Source organism: Nonomuraea corallina, assembly GCF_027620315.1.
Taxonomy (GTDB): domain Bacteria; phylum Actinomycetota; class Actinomycetes; order Streptosporangiales; family Streptosporangiaceae; genus Nonomuraea; species Nonomuraea corallina.
On record NZ_JAPNNL010000044.1, the window covers coordinates 1 to 18448 of the forward strand.

The following is an 18448-nucleotide window of genomic DNA, read 5'->3' on the forward strand; positions in this document are numbered from 1 at the left end:
GGGTGGACGTGTACGCGCCGGAGCCGGCCGCGCTGGCCGACTGGTCGCGCTGCCGGGTGCTGGCCGTGGACGTGGACGAGCTGATCCGCCCTTACCTGGCGGAGGGCAGGCTGCCGGCCGTGCCCGAGGCGCTCGGTCCCGAGCAGCGGCGCGAGGCGGTACGGGCCGCCGACGCGCAGGTGGGGGCCGTGCTGGCGAAGCTGCCCGCCGGGACCCAGGTGGTGCTGAGCGGCATCGGCGACCACGGGTCGGTGCCGCACCTGCGGGTGGCCATGTGGAAGCGGGCCGAGGCGTCCGGCGCGCTGCTGGGCACGGCCTCGACCCGGCGCGATGACATCGTCATCGTCACCGACACCACGCCGACGGTGCTCACCGCGGCCGGCATCCCGGTCCCGCCGACCGTGATCGGGCTGCCCTGGGAGGCGGGGGAGCGGCTGCCGCTGGAGGCGGCCGTCGCCGACCTGCGCAGGGCCGACACGATGGCCACCGGCATCCGCAACACCACGGGCCTGTTCTTCACCGGGTTCGCCGTCATCACGGTGACCTTCTACGCGATCGCCTACTACGTGCTGTCGCGCCGCAAGAAGGCCGGAGCCCTCGGCGTGATCGCGCTCGGGCTGGCCGCCGTGCCCGTGTCGACGTACCTGGTGAACGTGCTGCCCTGGGGGCACGGCCCGTACCCGATCGCGCTGGTGATCACCGGGGTGGTGGCGATCGCCTCGGCCATCACGGCGGTCGCCCTGCTGGGGCCGTGGCGGCGCAGCCCGGTGGGCCCGCCGGCGGCGGTGGGCGCGATCATCGGTCTGGTCATGGTGGCCGACCTGCTGACCGGCACCAACCTGCAGCTCAACAGCCTCATGGGCTACACGGCCGTGGTGGGCGGGCGCTACTACGGGCTGGCCAACATCCCGTTCGCGCTGCTGGCCACCGCCGTGCTGATGACGACGGCGCTGGTCGCCGACCACCTGGTGCGCGCCGGGCGGCGGCGGGCCGCGGTGCTCCTGGTGTCCGTGACGGGCGTGACCGCGATGCTGCTGGCGGGCTGGCCGGGCGTCGGCAGCGACTTCGGCGGCGTGATCGCTTTCGTGCCGGGCATCGCGGTCACGGCGCTGCTGGTGGCGGGCAAGCGGGTGTCGGTGCTGAGGTTCGCCGGGTTCTGCGTGCTCGGCGGGGTGACCGTGTCGGCGCTCGCGGTGCTCGACTACCTGCGGCCGGCGGCGTCGCAGACCCATCTGGGGCGGTTCGTCGGCATGGTGCTGGAGGGGACGTTCATGCCGATGATCCTGCGCAAGCTGGGGGCCATGCTCAACACCATGCTCTCGCCCAACCTCATGCCGATCGTGATCACCGGTCTGGCGTTCCTCATCTTCGCGATCATGCGTCCCGGCAAGATCAGCGCCGGGGTGGTGCCGCTGGCGTTCGAGCGCACCCCCATGCTGAAGGCCGGGCTGATCGGCACGCTGGTCAGCGGTGTGGTCGGCATGCTGGTCAACGACTCGGGCACCGCCGTGCTCTCCATGGTGGTGGCGGTGGCCGTGCCGCTGGTCCTGTACGCGGGGATCAACAGCGCGCCGCTGGAGGAGGGTGCGCCCGACGAGAGTCCGATACCCGCCAAGATCTGAAATTTTCTTTTAGTTCACCCCAAGGTCTTGAAAATTATATGCACGAGCGATTGCATTCGGTCGTGCAGACCCTCCGTTCCCTCGCCGTCGTGGCGCTCGTGCTCACGTCGGCCGCGCCCGCACAGGCCGACCCCGTACCCCCCGTAGAGGACGCGCCCGCGGCGTCGTCCTACCCGCCCCCCTCGACGCTGGTCGCCGCATCGGCGACCGGCGACCGGCTCGACACCGCGAAGAAGACCAGGCCGGTCGCCCCGGGCATCACCCTCACCTCCTTCGACCGGCTGGACCCGCTGGGCTGGCTGCGCGCCGACGCGCTCACCGCCGAGCTCGGCGGCGGGACCAGCGCCGACTACGTCTTCTCCGGCGAGGTGTCGAAGACCGAGCCGCTGTCGGGGCCCGCCCGGCGCTCACGGGCCGTCGCGGCGGTCAACGGCGACTTCTTCGACATCAACAACTCCGGCGCCGCCCAGGGCATCGGCGTCCAGACCGGCGAACTCGTCCAGTCGCCGATGGCCGGTCACGACAACGCGGTCGCGATCAGCGGCGACGGCGTCGGCCGGGTGCTCAAGATGCACTTCGAGGGCACCGCCACCCCCGAAAGCGGCTCCCCGGTCACGCTCACCCAGTTCAACCAGCGCGTCCAGAGGGACGGCGTCGGCCTGTTCACCCCGCTCTGGGGCTCCTACACCCGGGCCCGCGCCGTCGAGGGCGCCTCCGCCGTCACCGAGGTCGAGCTGAAGGACGGCGTGGTCGCCGCGGTCCGCCAGGCGGCCGGCGACGGCCCGATCCCCGCCGGCACCTCGATCCTGCTCGGCCGCGACGCGGGCGCCGCCGCGCTGGCCGGGCTCAGGGCAGGCGACAAGGTGGAGATCGCGTACCGGCCGAAGGCCTCCGACGGCAAGGACGTCAAGGCCGCGGTCGGCGGGAACTGGGTGCTGGTCAAGGACGGCCGGGCGCAGCACTCCACCGACCAGTCCGCCCACCCCAGGACCGCGGTCGGCTTCTCCGCCGACGGCAAGAAGATGATCCTGCTCACCGTCGACGGCCGCCAGGCCGACAGCCGCGGCGTCACGCTCGACGAGCTGGCCGCGATGATGGTCGAGCTGGGCGCGGCCGACGCGCTCAACCTCGACGGCGGCGGCTCCTCCACCATGCTCGCCCGCGAGCCGGGTCAGGCCGAGCCGCAGATCGAGAACAGCCCGTCCGACGGCGGCGAGCGGCACGTCCCCAACGGCCTGGCGCTGTACGCCGCCGAGGGCAGCGGCGAGCTCAAGGGCTTCTGGGTGGAGACGGCCGTCGACCCCGCCCGCGCTCCCGGCGCGGCCCCCGTCGGCGGCGGGCGCCCCGAGCGCGTCTTCCCCGGGCTCACCCGCCGGCTGACCGCCGCCGGGTACGACGAGACGTACGGGCCCGCGGCCGGGACGCCGGTGTGGCGGAGCACGCCGGCCGTGCACGGCCTGGTCAGAGGCGGGACCTTCCACGCCCTGGTGCCCGGCGTCACCACCGTCACCGCCTCCCGCGGCAAGGCCGAAGGCGCCCTGGAGCTGACCGTGCTCCAGCCGCTCAAGCGGCTCGGCGTCACCAGCGACCGGGTGGGCCTGTCCGGCGCGGACGACACCGCGACGTTCGGCGTCGTCGGCTACGACCGCAACGGCAACACCGCCCCCATCGAGCCGTCCGACCTGACCCTCGACTACGACCGCGCCCTGCTCGACGTCACCGCGAACGAGCACGGCTCCTTCACCGTCAAGGCCAGGAAGGACACCGGCTCCGGCCTGGTCACCGCCAGAGTCGGCAAGATCGTCACCGCCCTGCCGGTGACGGTCGGCTTCGAGGACCGGCCGGTCGCCGACTTCGAGGACGCCGCCTCGTGGACGTTCGCCGCCGCGCGGGCCACCGGCTCGCTGTCGGCCGCGCCGGGCCAGAACGGAGGCGGGCTCAAGCTCTCGTACGACTTCACCCAGTCGACGGCGACCCGCGCCGCCTACGCCAACCCGCCCGGGCAGCTCGTGGTCGGCGGGCAGCCGCAGGCGTTCGGCATGTGGATCCACTCCACCGGCAAGGGGGAATGGCCCAGCCTGGAGTTCTACGACGCGCTCGGGCAGGCGCAGATCCTGCGTGGCCCGTACCTGACGTGGACCGGCTGGCGGTTCGTCGAGTTCGCGGTGCCGCCGGGCGTCAGCTACCCGCTCCAGCTGCGGCGCTTCTACGTGGCCGAGACCAGGGCGGACGCCTCCTACACCAACGAGATCCTGGTCGACGGGCTGGTCGCCAAGGTGGCGCCGTCGATCGAGTCGCCGCAGCCGGAGAAGGTCGCCGACCCGGTGGTCAGGCCCGACGTGGCGGACCTGCCGTGGCGGTTCGCGGTCATGTCCGACGCGCAATTCGTCGCCCGGGACCCCGACAGCGACCTGGTGCGGGGCGCGCGGCGCACGCTGCGCGAGATCAAGGCCGCGGACCCGGACTTCCTGGTCGTCAACGGCGACCTGGTGGACGAGGCGTCGCCGGAGGACTTCGCGCTGGCCAAGCGGATTCTCGACGAAGAACTCGGCGATGACCTGAAATATCACTACATCCCGGGTAACCACGAGGTGATGGGGGGCAAGATCGACAACTTCAGGGCCGTCTTCGGCGACACGTACCGGACCTTCGACCACAAGGGCACCCGCTTCATCACGCTCGACACCTCCCGCCTCAACCTGCGCGGCGGCGGCTTCGAGCAGATCGAACTGCTCCGTACCGAACTGGACCGGGCCGCCGGCGACCGCTCGGTCGGCTCGGTAGCCGTGCTGTTCCACGTGCCGCCGCGCGACCCGACCCCCGGCAAGGGCAGCCAGCTCGGCGACCGCAAGGAAGCCGCGCTGGTCGAAGGCTGGCTGGCCGACTTCCAGCGGGACACCGGCAAGGGCGCGGCGTTCATCGGCGCGCACGTCGGCACCTTCCACGCCTCCCGGGTGGACGCCGTCCCCTACGTCATCAACGGCAACTCCGCCAAGAACCCCGCCACCCCGGCCGGCGACGGCGGCTTCACCGGCTGGTCCCTGTGGGGCGTCGACCCCGTCACCGAGAAGGAGGCCGAGCACGTCAGGCGCAACTGGTTCGCCGACGCCCCGGAATGGATCGGCGCCCAGCTCCGCCCGCACGTCGACGAGCTGACGCTGACCGCCCCGGCCACGGTGGCGGCCGGCAGCCCGGCCACCGTCACCGCCACGGTCCGGCAGGGCGCCCGCGACGTGCCCGTCGCCTATCCGGTGTCGGCGCGCTGGTCCGGCTCGCCCAACCTGCACATCGGGCCGCGCGCCGGGGCCAGGCGCCATCACGTCGCCGTGCTCGACCCCGGGACCGGGACGCTCACCGCGTTGCGCGAGGGCCGGGTGACGGTCGCGGTGACCGTCAACGGCGTCACCCGGCAGGCCGCCGTGGCGGTCGCCGCCAGGGCCGCCGCCTGATCCGGCGCCCTCTCGTGAGGGCGGGCACGCGGGTGTGTCCGTCCTCACGTTCGCCGGGCCCGCTCGCGGGCACAGGATCCGCATGGGGGCCGTCGTCCGCGAAGGAGTAACACGTACGTGATGGGCGTTGAGGTGACGCCGGGCTGGGGGGCCGATGCCTGCTGAGGCCGTGCTGCCCGGGTTCGACCGGATGACGGGGGGACTGCCCCCGGTCGCCGCGATGGTGGCCGCGAGCCCTCCGGGCACCAAGCTGACACACTCCTCCGGCGGGTGGGGCGCGACCCTGATCGGCCGGGACGGCGCACGCCGCGTCCACGGGCTCGGGGTGGCCGCGTGACGACCTCGCACCACTTCTCGCACTACCAGGACCACGGCCCGGACGAGCCGCGCGACCGCCCTGCCGACCGCCCTGCCGACCGCCATCCCGACCTGCGTTCCGACCATCGGGACGTGCTGCTGCGGGAGGCGCTGCGGGCCGAGCTGCCCGCCGCCCGGGAGCTGCGGCGCGAGCTGCACGCCGACCCCCGGGTCTCCGGCCAGGAGGGCCCCACGCTGGAGCGGGTGCTGCGGGCGCTGCCGGACGGCCCGATCGAGCACGTGGCCGGCACCGGCGCGCTGGTCAGGATCGGCGGCCCCGGCCCCGCCGTCGGCGTGCGCGGCGAGCTGGACGCGCTGCCCCTGGCCGAGCGCACCGGCGTGCCGTGGGCGGCCGTCAACGGCGCCATGCACGCCTGCGGCCACGACGTCCACCTCGCCGCCGTCGTGGCGCTGGCCCGCGCGGTCGCCAGGGTCACGGCCGTGCTCGCGGCGCGCGACGCGGCCCCCGCGGCCGGGTACGAGTCCGTAGCCGATCACGAGCCGCCGGGTCCGCTCATGGTCGTGCTGCAGCCGCGCGAGGAGAGTCACCCGTCGGGCGCCGCCGACGTCGTCCGGTCCGGCGCCCTGAGCAGCAACGACGTCCGCGCCATGATCGGAGCCCACGTGCAGCCCGTGCTGGCGGCGGGAGTGACCGCGTGCACGCCCGGAGCGGTCAACGCCTCCGCCGACGAGTTCCGGGTGACGCTCAAGGGCGTGGACGGGCACGCCGCCTACCCGCACCTGGCCCGCGACCCGGTCGTCGCCATGGCCCAGGTGATCGTGGCCGCCCAGCAGCTCGTCAGCCGGGTCGCCGACCCGATGGTGCCGACCGTGGTGACGTTCGGCAGCGTGCACGCCGGCACCGCGCCCAACGCCATCCCCGGCGAGGCCGTCGCCCGGGGCACGCTGCGCACCCTGTCGCCGTCGTGGCGCGAGACGCTGCACGCCCAGTTCGCCGGCCTGGTCGGCGACGTGGCGCGGGCCCACGGCTGCGAGGCCGAGGTCCAGGTGCTGCCGGGGGAGCCGGTGCTGGTCAACGACGCCGCGCTCGCGATGCGTACCGGCGAGCTGCTGCGCGCGAACGGGCGCGCGGTCAGCGACGACCTGCGCTCGTGCGGCGGCGATGACTTCGCCCAGTACGGCGAGCTCATGCCGTCGCTGATGATGTTCGTCGGCGTCGACACGCGGGCCGGGCTGCACAGCCCCGAGTTCCTGCCCGGCGACGAGGCCGTGGACGAGGTGGCCGAGAGCCTCCTGGCGGGCTATCTCGCCGCGTCGTGCGACGGACTCAGCGCAGGACCCTGAACCGGAGATGCGTCATCCCCGGCGTCGTCACCGTCGCGGTCTCCTCCAGCTCCACCAGCCGGGACAGCTCGCCGAACAGCGGCAGCCCGCCGCCGAGCAGCACGTGCGCGACGTGCAGCCGCAGCTCGCCGACCAGCCCGGCGGCCAGCGCCTGCCGGCACACGTCCGCGCCGCCGACCACCCACACGTCCCGCTGCCCGGCCGCCGCCCTCGCCCGCGCGACCGCGTCCTCGATGCCGCCGGTGACGAACGTGAACGTGGCCGGCGGCTTGACCAGCGGCTCCCGTTCGGTGTGGGAGAGCACGAACACCGGGTGCGGGAACGGCGGCGCGTCACCCCACGGCTCCAGGCCGGAGCGGAACATGCCCATCCCCATCACGTAGGCGCCCGGCTCGGCGGCGAACTCCGCCATGATCTCCGCGTCCGCCGCGCCCTCGCTGAAGATCCACTGGTGCAGCCGTTCCAGGTCCTCGCCAGGACCGGTGGCGAACCCGTCGACCGACACCGTCATGTTCAGCACCACATCGCTCATGCCCCATGCCGACCCGGCCGGAGCGCGAAAGTCATCGCTGACGAAACCGGGCCGAACCTCTAGGCTCGGCAGGCGATGGAATGCGAACGTCTCACCCCCGGTTCCGGCCGTCTCGAACCCCGCGCGGCCCTGAGCTCCGACGCCCCCTCGCTCGACCTCAACGGCGCCTGGCGGTTCCGCCTGTCGCCGGTGGCGACCGTCCCCGAGGACTTCGCCGACCCCCGCTACGACGACGCGGCCTGGGCCGAGCTGCCGGTGCCCGCCCACTGGCCGCTGCACGGACACGGCGCCCCCGCCTACACCAATGTGTCGTATCCCTTCCCGGTCGACCCCCCGCACGTGCCCACCGAGAACCCGACGGGCGACTACCGCCGCGCCTTCGACCTGCCGGAGGGCTGGAACGGCGGCAGGCTCCGCTTCGACGGCGTCGAGTCGTACGCCAAGGTCTGGCTGAACGGGCACGAGCTGGGCTTCACCACCGGCAGCCGGCTGCCCGCCGAGTTCGACGCCGGCCCGTGGCTCAAGCCGGGGCGCAACGTGCTGGCCGTGCGCGTCCACCAGTGGTCGGCCGCCAGCTACCTGGAAGACCAGGACATGTGGTGGCTCCCGGGCATCTTCCGCGACGTGACCCTCACCCGCTCGGCCGCCGACGTGTTCGTGCACGCCTCGTACGAGGACGGGCGCGGCACCCTGAGCTTCGACGGGACCGGCGCCCTCGACCTGCCCGAGCTGGGCGTCACCGGGCTGCGGCCGGGTGAGCGCGTGACCGTGGCCGCCGAGCCGTGGAGCGCCGGGACGCCGCGGCTGTACGAGGCGGTGCTGCGCGCGCCGGGGGAGACCGTCCGGCTGCGCGTCGGCTTCCGCACCGTCGCCATCGAGGACGGGGTGCTGCTCGCCAACGGGCGGCCGCTGCTGCTCAAGGGGGTCAACCGGCACGAGTTCCACCCCTTGTCCGGCCGGGCGGTGACGTACGCGACCATGCGCGAGGACGTGCTGCTGATGAAGCGGCACAACGTCAACGCCGTCCGCACCAGCCACTACCCGCCGCACCCCGCCTTCCTCGACCTCTGCGACGAGCTGGGGCTGTGGGTGATCGACGAGTGCGACCTGGAGACGCACGGCTTCGGCCAGGTCGGCTGGCGGAACAACCCCAGCGACGACCCGCGCTGGGAGGAGGCATGCCTCGACCGGATGCGCCGCATGGTGGAGCGCGACAAGAACCACCCGAGCGTCATCATGTGGTCGCTCGGCAACGAGGCGGGCGTCGGCCGCAACCTCGGCGTCATGGCGGAGTGGGCGCGCGAGCGCGACCCGTCCCGGCCCCTCCACTACGAGGGCGACCGGTCGTGCGAGCACACGGACGTGTACTCCCGCATGTACGCCTCCCACGCCGAGGTCGAGGCGATCGGCCGGGGCGCCGAGGACCCGCTCGACGACCCGGAGCTGGACGCCAGGCGGCGGGCCATGCCGTTCCTGCAGTGCGAGTACGCGCACGCGATGGGCAACGGCCCCGGCGGGCTGGCCGAGTACCAGGAGCTGTTCGAGCGCTACCCGAGGCTGGCCGGCGGGTTCGTCTGGGAGTGGATCGACCACGGCCTCGCGCACCCGTCTCTCGGCTACGCCTACGGCGGCGACTACGGCGAGCCGGTCCACGACGGCAACTTCGTCGTCGACGGCCTCGTCTTCCCCGACCGGACGCCGTCCCCGGGGCTGCTCGACCTGAAGAAGGTGTTCGAACCGGTCGCGTTCACCTTCTCCGGGACCTCGGTGACGGTCCGGAGCAAGGACGCCTTCCACGACCTGTCAAGCCTGTCCTTCTCCGGGCAGGTCGAGGCGGAGGGCGAGCCGGTGGCGTCCTTCCCGCTGGAGGTCCCCGCCGGCGGCGGCGAGGTCAAGCTGCCCGCCTTACCGGCGGGGGAGGGCGAGCGGTGGCTCACCGTCCGCGCCGTCCTGGCCCGCGACGAGCCGTGGGCGGACGCCGGGCACGAAGTGGCCTGGGCCCAGGTCCCGATCGACGTCCCGTACCCGGGCCGCGAAGACCTCCGCGTCAGCCCGCGCCGGACTTTCCCGCCCGCCGTACGGGAAGCGCCGGCGAAGGCTTCTGCCGGGAGGCCGGGCCGGGAAGCCCCCGTGCCGCTTGATGGAGGGGAGATCCAGGTCGGCGGGGCCGTGTTCGACCCGGTGACCGGCCGTCTCACCCGGCTGTTCGGCCTCGACGCCGACGGTCCCCGGCTGGAGCTGTGGCGCGCGCCGATCGACAACGACCGCTACAGCGGGGCCGAGTTCCGCTGGCGGCTGCTCGGCCTGCACCGCCTCACCCACCGCGTCGACGCGGTCGAGCCCGGCGATACGCTCACCGTCCGCACCCGGACCGCGCCCGCCGCCACCGACCTCGGCATCCGCGCCACCTGGACCTGGACCGCCTCGGGCGACGCCCTCGACCTCCGGGTCGACCTCGTCCCCGAAGGCGACTGGACCGAGCCGATCCCGCGCCTCGGCCTCGCCCTGACCCTCCCCGCCGCCCCCGGGCCGGTCACCTGGTACGGCCTCGGGCCGGGGGAGGCGTACCCGGACACCGGCCTGGCCACCAGGATCGGCCGGTGGGCCGCCACGGTCGAGGAGATGCAGACGCCGTACGTCCACCCCCAGGAGAACGGCCACCGCGCCGCCGTCCGCTGGGCCGAACTGGCCGGGGTCCGGATCACCGGCGATCCCGTGTTCGGCCTGACGGCCCGCCCCTGGAGCACGGCCGCCCTGGACGCCGCCGCCCACCGCCCCGACCTGGTCCCGGACGGCCGCCTCCACCTCACCCTGGACCTGGCCCAGCACGGCATCGGCACGGCCGCCTGCGGCCCCGGCACCCTGCCGGCGTACGAGCTGCACGCCCGCCCGGCCACCTTCCGCCTCCGCTTCGAGCCGTCGTGACCCCCTCACGGTCGACGCCGGGCTCTGGGCGCGGCCGCCCTGGCCGGCCTGACCTCCACCAGGCTTCTGTCCGCCGACGGTTGAACCTCCGTGCCTAGGTCCAGACCCGCGGGCTGTCCAGGGTCCCGATCTTCGCATGGCTGCTGTTGTACACCGTGATCCTTGAGAGATACGTCCACAGCGTGTTGTAGTCCCGGTAGAGAACGATGTCGGAGTGCACCCTGTTACAGGGTTGATGCGACGAGAAGTTCGCGACCCGGCCGCCGGTGGCCGGAGCGAGCCGGTCCCACTCGATGAGATAGACGATGTAATAGGAGCAGCCGGCCGGTAATCCCGCGGTGTAGGAGTCGGCTCTGAAATAGCCGCCCGACACGGATATGCAGGGATAGGTGTTCTTGAAGCCGTTGGAGTTGTACGCCGCCCGGCAACCGCCGCCTTCCATTGCCTGCGCCGGTCCCGCTCCTTGGGCGGACCGGGCCAGGACGGGTGCGGGGAGAAGGAGTACCAGGCTGAAGCAGGTTGCGAGGACAGTTGATATTCGTCTCATGGATCCCCCTGTGAACTGAACGCTCCCGGCGAGCGCCGAACCGTTCCAGAAGTTTGACACCTCCGGGGTGAGCGGGTTTGCCGCTGCGCGTCAACTCACTTGACCTCCGGCGCCATGCATTCGAGGATGAAAATGGCCTGGCGGGCTGATCCAGGGGATGTCAGCGGGGGCGACAGATGGCTGTGACAGTGGTTCGACTCGACGACGTCCCTGTCAGGGACAGGTTCGCTTTCTGGTGGCAGGCCGTCGCCGAGTCGGTGGTGTCGGTGGACGCGTTCAGCGAATACGTCGACGACTTCTGGGCGGAGATGAGCACCGTCGATCTGGGCGCGCTGCGGCTGTCGAGAGTCAGGTGCTCCGGGTTCGAGGCGCGCAGGAATGCTCACAGGATCCGACGCGCCAACGCCGACGCCTACCAGGTGGCGCTCCTCCTGCGCGGCCGATCCGGAATCGTCCAGGAGGACCAGGAGACGGCGCTGGCCCCGGCAGACCTGACGCTCTACGACGCGTCCCGTCCTTTCCTGGCATGGAGCTTTCCTGGCGAGCGCCGCGCGTCGAGCCGCACCCAAGGCGAGATGTCCGATGGGCTGATCCTGCACGTGCCCCACGACGCCCTGGCCCTGCCCGGTCCCACCGTGCGGCGGTTGCTCGCCAGGCGAATCTCAGGGCGTGAGAGCGTCGCCGCACTGTTCAGCGGACTGCTTCAGCAGATCCTGGCCCAGGCCGCGTGGATGACCCGGGCCGACACCGAGCGGCTGTCGGGTGTTGTCGTCGATCTCCTCACGTCCGTGCTCGCCCACGAGATGGAGACCGACCCCTCGCCTTTCGTGATGGATCCCGGCGCGGTGCTCGTTCTTCGTGTCCAGGCGTTCGTCGAGCGACGTCTGGACGACTTGGAGCTCTCGGCGGCCGACGTCGCCGCCGCCCACCACGTTTCGTTACGCCACCTGCAGCGGCTCTTCCAGAGGGAGGGTCACACCATCACCGGCTGGATCCAGCAGCGGCGGCTCGAACGCTGTCACCGCGCACTGGCCGACCCCCTGATGGACGGTCGTCCTATCAGGGTCATCGCCGCCTGCTGGGGTTTCACCAACGAAGCGCACTTCAACCGGCTCTTCCGCAGGACCTACGGCACCCCTCCGGCGAGCTACCGGCGTCAGCTCCGACACAGCCAGTCCCAACAGGGGTGACGCCCATCGAGCGGCTGCCGGGATCCCGGACAGGAATCCCGGCAGCCACAGGTCAGTCCTCGACCGCGAGCACCGTCCCGGCGCCCACGGTCAGACCGCCTTCACGGATGGCGAAGCCGAGCCCTGGCTCCAGGGCGACCGGCTTGCCGAGGACGATCGAGACCTCGATCGTGTCCCCCGGCTGGGCGGGCTCGGTCAGCAGCAGCTCACCCGGCACGTCCGTCGTGCGCAGGTAGAACTGCGGCCGGTAACCCGAGGCGATCGGCCGCCGCCGGCCGCCCTCCTCCGCCGTCAGCAGGTACACCCGGGCCGTGAACGCCCGGTGCGCCCGCTGGCTGCCCGGGGCCGCCAGCACCATGCCGCGCCTGACCTGGTGCCGCTGGACGCCGCGGAGCAGGAGGGCGGCGTTGTCGCCCGCCTCGCCGCGTTCCATCGTGCGGCCGAACGTCTCGACGCCGGTCACGACGGCGGACAGCTCGCCGCCCAGGCCGACGGCCGTGACGGTGTCGCCGACGCGGACCGCGCCGCGCTCGATGGCGCCGGTGACGACCGTGCCCCGGCCGGTGATGGACATGACGTTCTCCACGGGCATGAGGAACGGCGCGTCCACGTACCGGACCGGGACCGGGATGTGGTCGTCGACCGTACGGAGCAGCTCGTCGATCGACGCCGTCCAGGCCGGGTCGCCCTCCAGCGCCCGCAGCCCGGACACCCGCACCATCGGCGAGCCGGCGAAGCCGTGCTCGCCGAGCAGGTCCTGCAGCTCCAGCTCGACCAGGTCGGTGAGCTCCGGGTCGGCGCCGTCGGCCTTGTTGACCGCGACGACCAGGTGCTCGACGCCCACCCGGCGGGCGAGCAGCACGTGCTCCCTGGTCTGCGGCATGATGCCGTCACGCGCCGACACCACCAGGATGGCGCCGTCCAGCTGCGCCGCCCCCGTGATCATGTTCTTCACGTAGTCGGCGTGGCCGGGCATGTCGACGTGGGCGTAGTGACGGGTGGCGGTCTCGTACTCGACGTGCGAGATGTTGATCGTGATCCCCCTGGAGTGCTCCTCCGGGGTGCGGTCGATCCGCTCGAACGGCGTGTACGTGGCCTGGCCCCGCTCCGCGAGCACCTTGGTGATGGCGGCGGTCAGCGTGGTCTTGCCGTGGTCGACGTGACCCATCGTGCCGATGTTGAGGTGCGGCTTGTTGCGCACATAGGCCTGCTTGGCCATGATCCCTTCCTTGCGGAACCCGGACTCGTGGTGACCCGTACAGGGCCGTCGACCTCTCCCCGCCGGGTCACACTCGGGACGAACGGGAAGAGGTCAGCGCTCCAGGCCGTCGCAGGCACGCCGGAACGCGCCCGCCGGTGCGGGCGTCGTCGGAAGCGCGTGCCGGATCATGGTGACCATAGTGCTGCGCTCAGCACCCGGGAGCAACGGATTATTCCCTCGTACGGGAGCGCGGGGCGAGTGCCCTCGCCTACCTGCATCGCATGGCGACATCGCTGGACTTCCCGCGAATGCCTGGCGGGCGAGGTCACGGTCACCGGGGACGGCTGGACGCATGGGGCCGCGATCAATTGGACGGTTGCGGCGACCTCTCGATGAGATCGACTGCCCGGCGGAAGGTCTTACGGTCGTCCGGGCTGGTGCATGCGGGAGAACCACTCATTGACGGCGGCCCGCAGCTGCTCCTGAAGGTTGTTCTTCCGCGTCACGTCCTTGACCAGGGCCTCTGGTCCTCCCGTCGCCGGGGAGGCGCGGAAGACCAGCACCACGTCCACATCCTGAAGGGCCTGGAGTCGCGTCAGGCCGGCAACGGAACCCGTTTCCCCGCGAGCTCTCACCTCTATGGCCACCACGTTGCTTCGTCCGAGATCGTCGCCGCCGCGCAGCAACTGGTCCACACGCTGGTGCGACAGACCGAGCAATGTCGCCGTCTCCCGGAGCGAGTATCCTTTCGCGGTCAAGGCGCGAGCTGCGACGGTGGATCGCTCCTGCCACAGATCCTGCGCGGCGTCCAGCCATGCACGCGCGCCCTTGGCCTCGCACAGCAACTCGCCTACGTCTTCAGGCAGGGCATACGTCGTCTCGATATCGAACGTGCTCTGCTCCGCATCAAGGATCGTCGCGATGAGGTCGCGAGCCATCGACTCGATCCTGGTCAGGGCCCGTGCCTGCGTGAGTGCGTTGAGCGGAGCGGGATCGGCGCCGTCGCCGGCGGCTGTGACTCGCGCCAGCCACCAGTCGTCCTCATGCCAGACCCGCACCTCGTAGACGGGCTTCATTTGTCCATCCATCCCTTCCCCAGGTACGGCTCGAAGGTCGCCTCGATCTCCCGTGTCACCTGGGAGCGAGGTCGCCAGGGTGTTGCGGGATCGTCGTCCACGCCAGCAGTTCCCCTTCCTCGTCGTACAAGCCGACCATTTTGTGGGATCCCTTACCTCGTCGCCGGCCGTTCCGGCCTGGAACCTCGTCAACGATGTACGGAACTTCGGTACGACGGGCTGCGGATCGCAGGCACCTCTCCACCTCGGTGGCGGTCTTCATTCCCTGAACCATGGCGGCGCAGTCTAATTTAGTAGACAGATAAGCGTCTAGGAAACTAGACAGTAACCCGGCCGTGTACGTTCTACCGAAGGTGGGTTACTGCTCAGGAGAGCACTCGGCTGACGCGTGGGCGGTGTGTGGGGGCCGGGGTTCGCCCCCCGTGAACCGCAGTCCGAGGTGGTGGGGTGCGTAGCGCTTAGATCGCGAGGACCGTGCGTCAGAGCGGGATCCACTCCTTGGCCGTGGTGACCTCCTCCAGGATGTCCGGGATCGGGTCCACGCCGAGGCCGGGCCCGGCGGGCACCGCCAGGTGGCCGTCCGACAGCTCGAAGGGCTCGGTGAGGTCGGTGGCGAAGTAGCGGCGCGAGGCCGAGGTGTCGCCCGGCAGGGTGAAGCCGGGCAGGGCCGCCAGCGCCACGTTCGCGGCCCGGCCGAGGCCCGTCTCCAGCATGCCGCCGCACCACACCGCGATCCCGTTCGCCCGGCACAGGTCGTGCACGCGGCGCGCCTCCAGGTAGCCGCCCAGCCGGCCGGGCTTGATGTTGACGATGGAGCAGGAACCGAGCGCGATGGCCGCGGCGGCGTGCTCGGCCGACTCGATGGACTCGTCCAGGCAGACCGGGGTGCGGAGCTGGCGGGCGAGCCTGGCGTGCTGGACGAAGTCGTCGTTGGCCAGCGGCTGCTCGATGAGTAGCAGGCCGAAGTCGTCGAGGCGGGCCAGGTGGCGGGCGTCGGCCAGGGTGTAGGCGGCGTTGGCGTCCACCTGGAGCAGCACGTCGTCGCCGAAGCGCTCGCGCACCGCGCGCACCGGCTCGACGTCCCAGCCGGGCTCGATCTTCAGCTTGACGCGCACGTACCCCTCGGCCAGGTAGCCCTCGACCGCGTCGAGCAGCCGCGGGATCGCGTCCATGATGCCCACCGACACCCCGCACGGCACCCGGTCGCGGGCGGCCCCGAGGAACCGGCCGAACGACTCGCCCGACGCCCGCAACTGGGCGTCCAGCACGGCCGTCTCCAGCGCGGCCTTGGCCATCCGGTGTCCCTTGACCGGCTCCATCGCCCGGCCCGCCGACTGGGCGTCCACGTTCGCGGGCAGCCGAGGCAGCAGGAAGCGGCGGATCACCTCGGCCGCGCCGTCCGCGTACTCGGAGGAGTAGAGCGGCTCCGCCATGGCCACGCACTCGCCCCAGCCCTCCGCGTCGGGCGTCACCACGCGCACCAGCAGCACGTCGCGGGCCGTCTCGGTGCCGAACGAGGTGCGGAACGGGGACACCAGCGGCATCGCGACCCGGCGCAGCTCCACTCCAGTGATCTTCACATGCTCTCTCTTTCGTACGGAAAAAAGGACGGAGAAGTCCGCCGGCCGGAATTCCGGCCGAATGGTTCAGACCCGCATGCCCGGGCGGAGCGCCCGGGCGCAGACCGTGAGCGTTTCCGCGAGGGTCTTGAGTGCGGGCTCGTCGATCTCGGCGAGCATGACGGACTCGATGGCGTCGAGGGAGGAATCGCATCGCCGCAGGGTGTTCAGGCCTTTGGCGGTGAGGCGGGTGCGCAGCGCCCGGCCGCCGTCGGGGTGCGGATGACGGCTGATCAGACCGCGCTGTTCGAGGTCGCGGATGACCAGGTTCATCGCCTGCGGGGTGACGAAGGCGATCCGGGCCAGATCGGCAGAGGACGGGGCGTCGCGCAGCCGCAGCTCGCTGAGCGCCATGTACTCGGTGGTCGTCATGCCGTGCCGGGCGAGCGCCTCGTCCAGGCAGGCGCGGATGCGGCGTTCCAGCCGGAACACCAGATAGCTCACGTGGGGTGGCGCGTCCAGCGCATCGGCGGGGGTGCACGCATCGGTCACCAGGCGACGATATCGCGCCTCGGCGGATCGGCCGCCATGTAATTTTCTCGAACTGATATCAATGACCTTGATAGCAAGGTACTTGATAACCATGGGAAACGTCCTCCCGGCCATCTGAACCGGCCGGCTCCCGCACCGCCGCGCATTGACGGTGGCTCTTGACTCCTTTTATTTTCCAGCAACCGACGTCCATAAGCGGCGCGCCGAACGGGAGGCACGCGGCGGATGTCGAGAGGAGGAGGCATGAGACGACTGACCACGGTGGTGGCCGGTGCATGTGCCACGGCGCTCTTAGCCGTCATGGCCGTGGTACTCGGATCACCGGCTCTCGCCGCCGCCCTGGTGGAAGTGACCGGCTTCGGCAACAACCCGGGCAACATGCGGATGCACATCTACGTGCCGGACTCGCGCCCGGCCTCGCCGGCGATCGTGGTGGCGATGCACGGCTGCGGCGGCACCGGCCCCGGGTTCTACCAGGGCAGTGAGTTCGCCTCATTGGCGGATCGTCACGGCTTCATCGTCATCTACCCGACCGCCACCCAGTCGGCGGGATTCGGCAACTGCTTCGACACCTGGTCGGACGCGGCCAAGCGGCGCGGGGGCGGCAGCGACCCGGTGTCCATCATCTCGATGATCGACTACGCCGAGCGCACCTACAGCGGCGATCCGAACCGCGTCTACGCCACCGGAAGCTCGTCCGGCGGCATGATGACGCAGCACATGCTCGCCGTCTACCCGGACGTGTTCAAGGCGGGCGCCTCCTTCATGGGCGTGCCCTTCAACTGCTTCGCCGGCGCCGCCGACTACCCGCCGGGAAGCAGCAGGTGCACCGGGGGCAGCATGGACCGGACGCCCCAGCAGTGGGGCGACGCGGTCCGGCAGGCGTACCCCGGCTACACCGGCCCCCGGCCGCGGATACAGCTGTGGCACGGCACCGGTGACACCCTCGTGCCCTACTCGCTGCTGCGCGAGTCGGTCGAGCAGTGGACCAACGTGTTCGGGCTGAGCCAGACCCCGACCAGCACCGACACCCCGCAGGCCAACTGGAACCGCAGCCGCTACGCCGACTCGTCCGGCACCGTGCAGGTCGAGGCGTACAGCATCCAGGGCGCCGGGCACAATCTGCCGCAGGGCGGCATGGCCCTGTACGCCATCCAGTTCTTCGGCCTGACCACCAGCTCGGCCGACACCACGCCGCCGACCACGCCGGGCACCCCGGCCGTCTCCAACGTCACCGCCACCGGCGCCACGCTCACCTGGACCGCCTCCACCGACTCCGGCGGCTCCGGCCTGGCCGGCTACAACGTCTACCGCGAGCAGGGCGCCACCGACCCGCAGCTCGGCCAGTCCGCCACCAACTCCATCACCCTGACCGGGCTGACCGCCGGCACCCAGTACCAGGTGTACGTCCGGGCCCGTGACGGCGCCGGCAACCTGTCCGGCAACTCCGCCCCGGTCACCTTCACCACGACCGGCACCGGAGGCGACACCACCCCGCCCACCGCCCCCGCCGGCCTCGCCGCCACCGGGACCACCGCGACCGGCACCAGCCTGTCCTGGACGGCCTCGACCGACGACACCGGGGTGACCGGCTACGACATCCTGCGCGCACCTGGCGCGACGGGCGGCGCCTTCGCCCAGGTCGGCACCTCGGCCACGACCTCGTACACCGACACCGGCCTGACCGCGAACACCACCTACCGCTACCAGGTCCGGGCCCGCGACGCCGCCGGGAACCTCTCGGCGGTCTCCAACACCGTCCAGGTCACCACCCAGGGCGGCACGACCGGCGCCTGCACCGCGACGCCGACCGTGCAGTCCCAGTGGGGCGGCGGCTACGTGATCCAGCCGCTGACCGTCACCAACACCAGCACCTCGACGATCACCAGCTGGACGGTCACGTTCACGCTCCCGGCCGGGCACACGCTGACCGGCTCGTGGAACGCCACCGTCACCACCAGCGGGCAGACCGTCACGGCCAGGAGCGTCAGCCACAACGGCACGCTCGCCCCGGGAGCCGGCACCACCAGCTTCGGCTTCCAGGTCTCCAGGCCCAGCGGCGACACCGCCGTGCCCTCCGGCTACACCTGCGCCTGACCGTCCACGGCCCCGCCCCGCGCAGGCGGGACGGGG

The 18448-nt window shown here is 71.8% G+C and carries 13 protein-coding genes; 7 read left to right on the forward strand and 6 right to left on the reverse strand.

Features of this window, described 5'->3' with window-relative positions; translation table 11 throughout:
- From OUY22_RS13770 to OUY22_RS13785, 4 genes are all read left to right on the forward strand, one after another.
- Positions 1 to 1622, forward strand: a 1622-nt coding sequence (locus OUY22_RS13770) for a hypothetical protein (protein WP_270155301.1), incomplete at its 5' end; no start/stop codon positions are given.
- A 62-nt stretch (positions 1623 to 1684) separates the two neighbouring features.
- Positions 1685 to 5071, forward strand: coding sequence for a phosphodiester glycosidase family protein (locus tag OUY22_RS13775; RefSeq protein ID WP_270155302.1), 3387 nt, complete (start codon positions 1685 to 1687; stop codon positions 5069 to 5071).
- 154 nt (positions 5072 to 5225) lie between these two features.
- Positions 5226 to 5408: a hypothetical protein gene (locus tag OUY22_RS13780; RefSeq protein WP_270155303.1), complete on the forward strand. Its 183-nt coding sequence runs from the start codon at positions 5226 to 5228 to the stop codon at positions 5406 to 5408.
- The gene (locus OUY22_RS13785; RefSeq protein WP_270155305.1) at positions 5405 to 6733 is read left to right on the forward strand and encodes a M20 metallopeptidase family protein; all 1329 of its coding nucleotides are present in this window, start codon (positions 5405 to 5407) and stop codon (positions 6731 to 6733) included. The genes OUY22_RS13780 and OUY22_RS13785 overlap by 4 nt, the downstream gene beginning before the upstream one ends.
- Here the strand turns inward: OUY22_RS13785 and OUY22_RS13790 are convergent.
- Positions 6717 to 7265, reverse strand: coding sequence for a dihydrofolate reductase family protein (locus tag OUY22_RS13790; RefSeq protein WP_270155306.1), 549 nt, complete (start codon positions 7263 to 7265; stop codon positions 6717 to 6719). The genes OUY22_RS13785 and OUY22_RS13790 overlap by 17 nt on opposite strands.
- A gap of 75 nt (positions 7266 to 7340) precedes the next feature.
- Here OUY22_RS13790 and OUY22_RS13795 point away from each other — a divergent pair, with 75 nt between their 5' ends.
- Positions 7341 to 10190: a glycoside hydrolase family 2 TIM barrel-domain containing protein gene (locus OUY22_RS13795; protein WP_270155307.1), complete on the forward strand. Its 2850-nt coding sequence runs from the start codon at positions 7341 to 7343 to the stop codon at positions 10188 to 10190.
- Between the two features lie 94 nt (positions 10191 to 10284).
- Here the strand turns inward: OUY22_RS13795 and OUY22_RS13800 are convergent, their stop codons facing one another.
- Entirely contained in the window at positions 10285 to 10632 is a 348-nt protein-coding gene (locus OUY22_RS13800; protein ID WP_270155308.1) for a hypothetical protein, read from the reverse strand.
- 281 nt (positions 10633 to 10913) lie between these two features.
- Between OUY22_RS13800 and OUY22_RS13805 the strand changes: the two genes are divergently transcribed.
- Positions 10914 to 11927, forward strand: a complete 1014-nt coding sequence (locus tag OUY22_RS13805; protein WP_270155309.1) for a helix-turn-helix domain-containing protein — start codon at positions 10914 to 10916, stop codon at positions 11925 to 11927.
- 52 nt (positions 11928 to 11979) lie between these two features.
- On the opposite strand, the gene tuf is transcribed toward OUY22_RS13805, so the two are convergent.
- From tuf to OUY22_RS13825, 4 genes are all read right to left on the reverse strand, one after another.
- Complete coding sequence (tuf, locus tag OUY22_RS13810) at positions 11980 to 13146, reverse strand: elongation factor Tu (RefSeq protein ID WP_270155310.1); 1167 nt, start codon at positions 13144 to 13146, stop codon at positions 11980 to 11982.
- Positions 13147 to 13547: 401 nt separating this feature from the next.
- Positions 13548 to 14204 carry a hypothetical protein gene (locus OUY22_RS13815; protein WP_270155311.1) on the reverse strand — a complete coding sequence of 219 codons (657 nt, stop codon included), beginning with the start codon at positions 14202 to 14204 and terminating at the stop codon, positions 13548 to 13550.
- A gap of 479 nt (positions 14205 to 14683) precedes the next feature.
- A complete protein-coding gene (menC, locus tag OUY22_RS13820; protein ID WP_270155312.1) occupies positions 14684 to 15784 on the reverse strand; it encodes an o-succinylbenzoate synthase in 1101 nt (366 codons plus the stop codon).
- Positions 15785 to 15850: 66 nt separating this feature from the next.
- Positions 15851 to 16408, reverse strand: a complete 558-nt coding sequence (locus OUY22_RS13825; protein ID WP_270155313.1) for a MarR family winged helix-turn-helix transcriptional regulator — start codon at positions 16406 to 16408, stop codon at positions 15851 to 15853.
- A gap of 150 nt (positions 16409 to 16558) precedes the next feature.
- Between OUY22_RS13825 and OUY22_RS13830 the strand changes: the two genes are divergently transcribed.
- Complete coding sequence (locus OUY22_RS13830) at positions 16559 to 18412, forward strand: extracellular catalytic domain type 1 short-chain-length polyhydroxyalkanoate depolymerase (protein ID WP_270155314.1); 1854 nt, start codon at positions 16559 to 16561, stop codon at positions 18410 to 18412.
- The last annotated feature ends 36 nt before the right edge of the window (positions 18413 to 18448 follow it).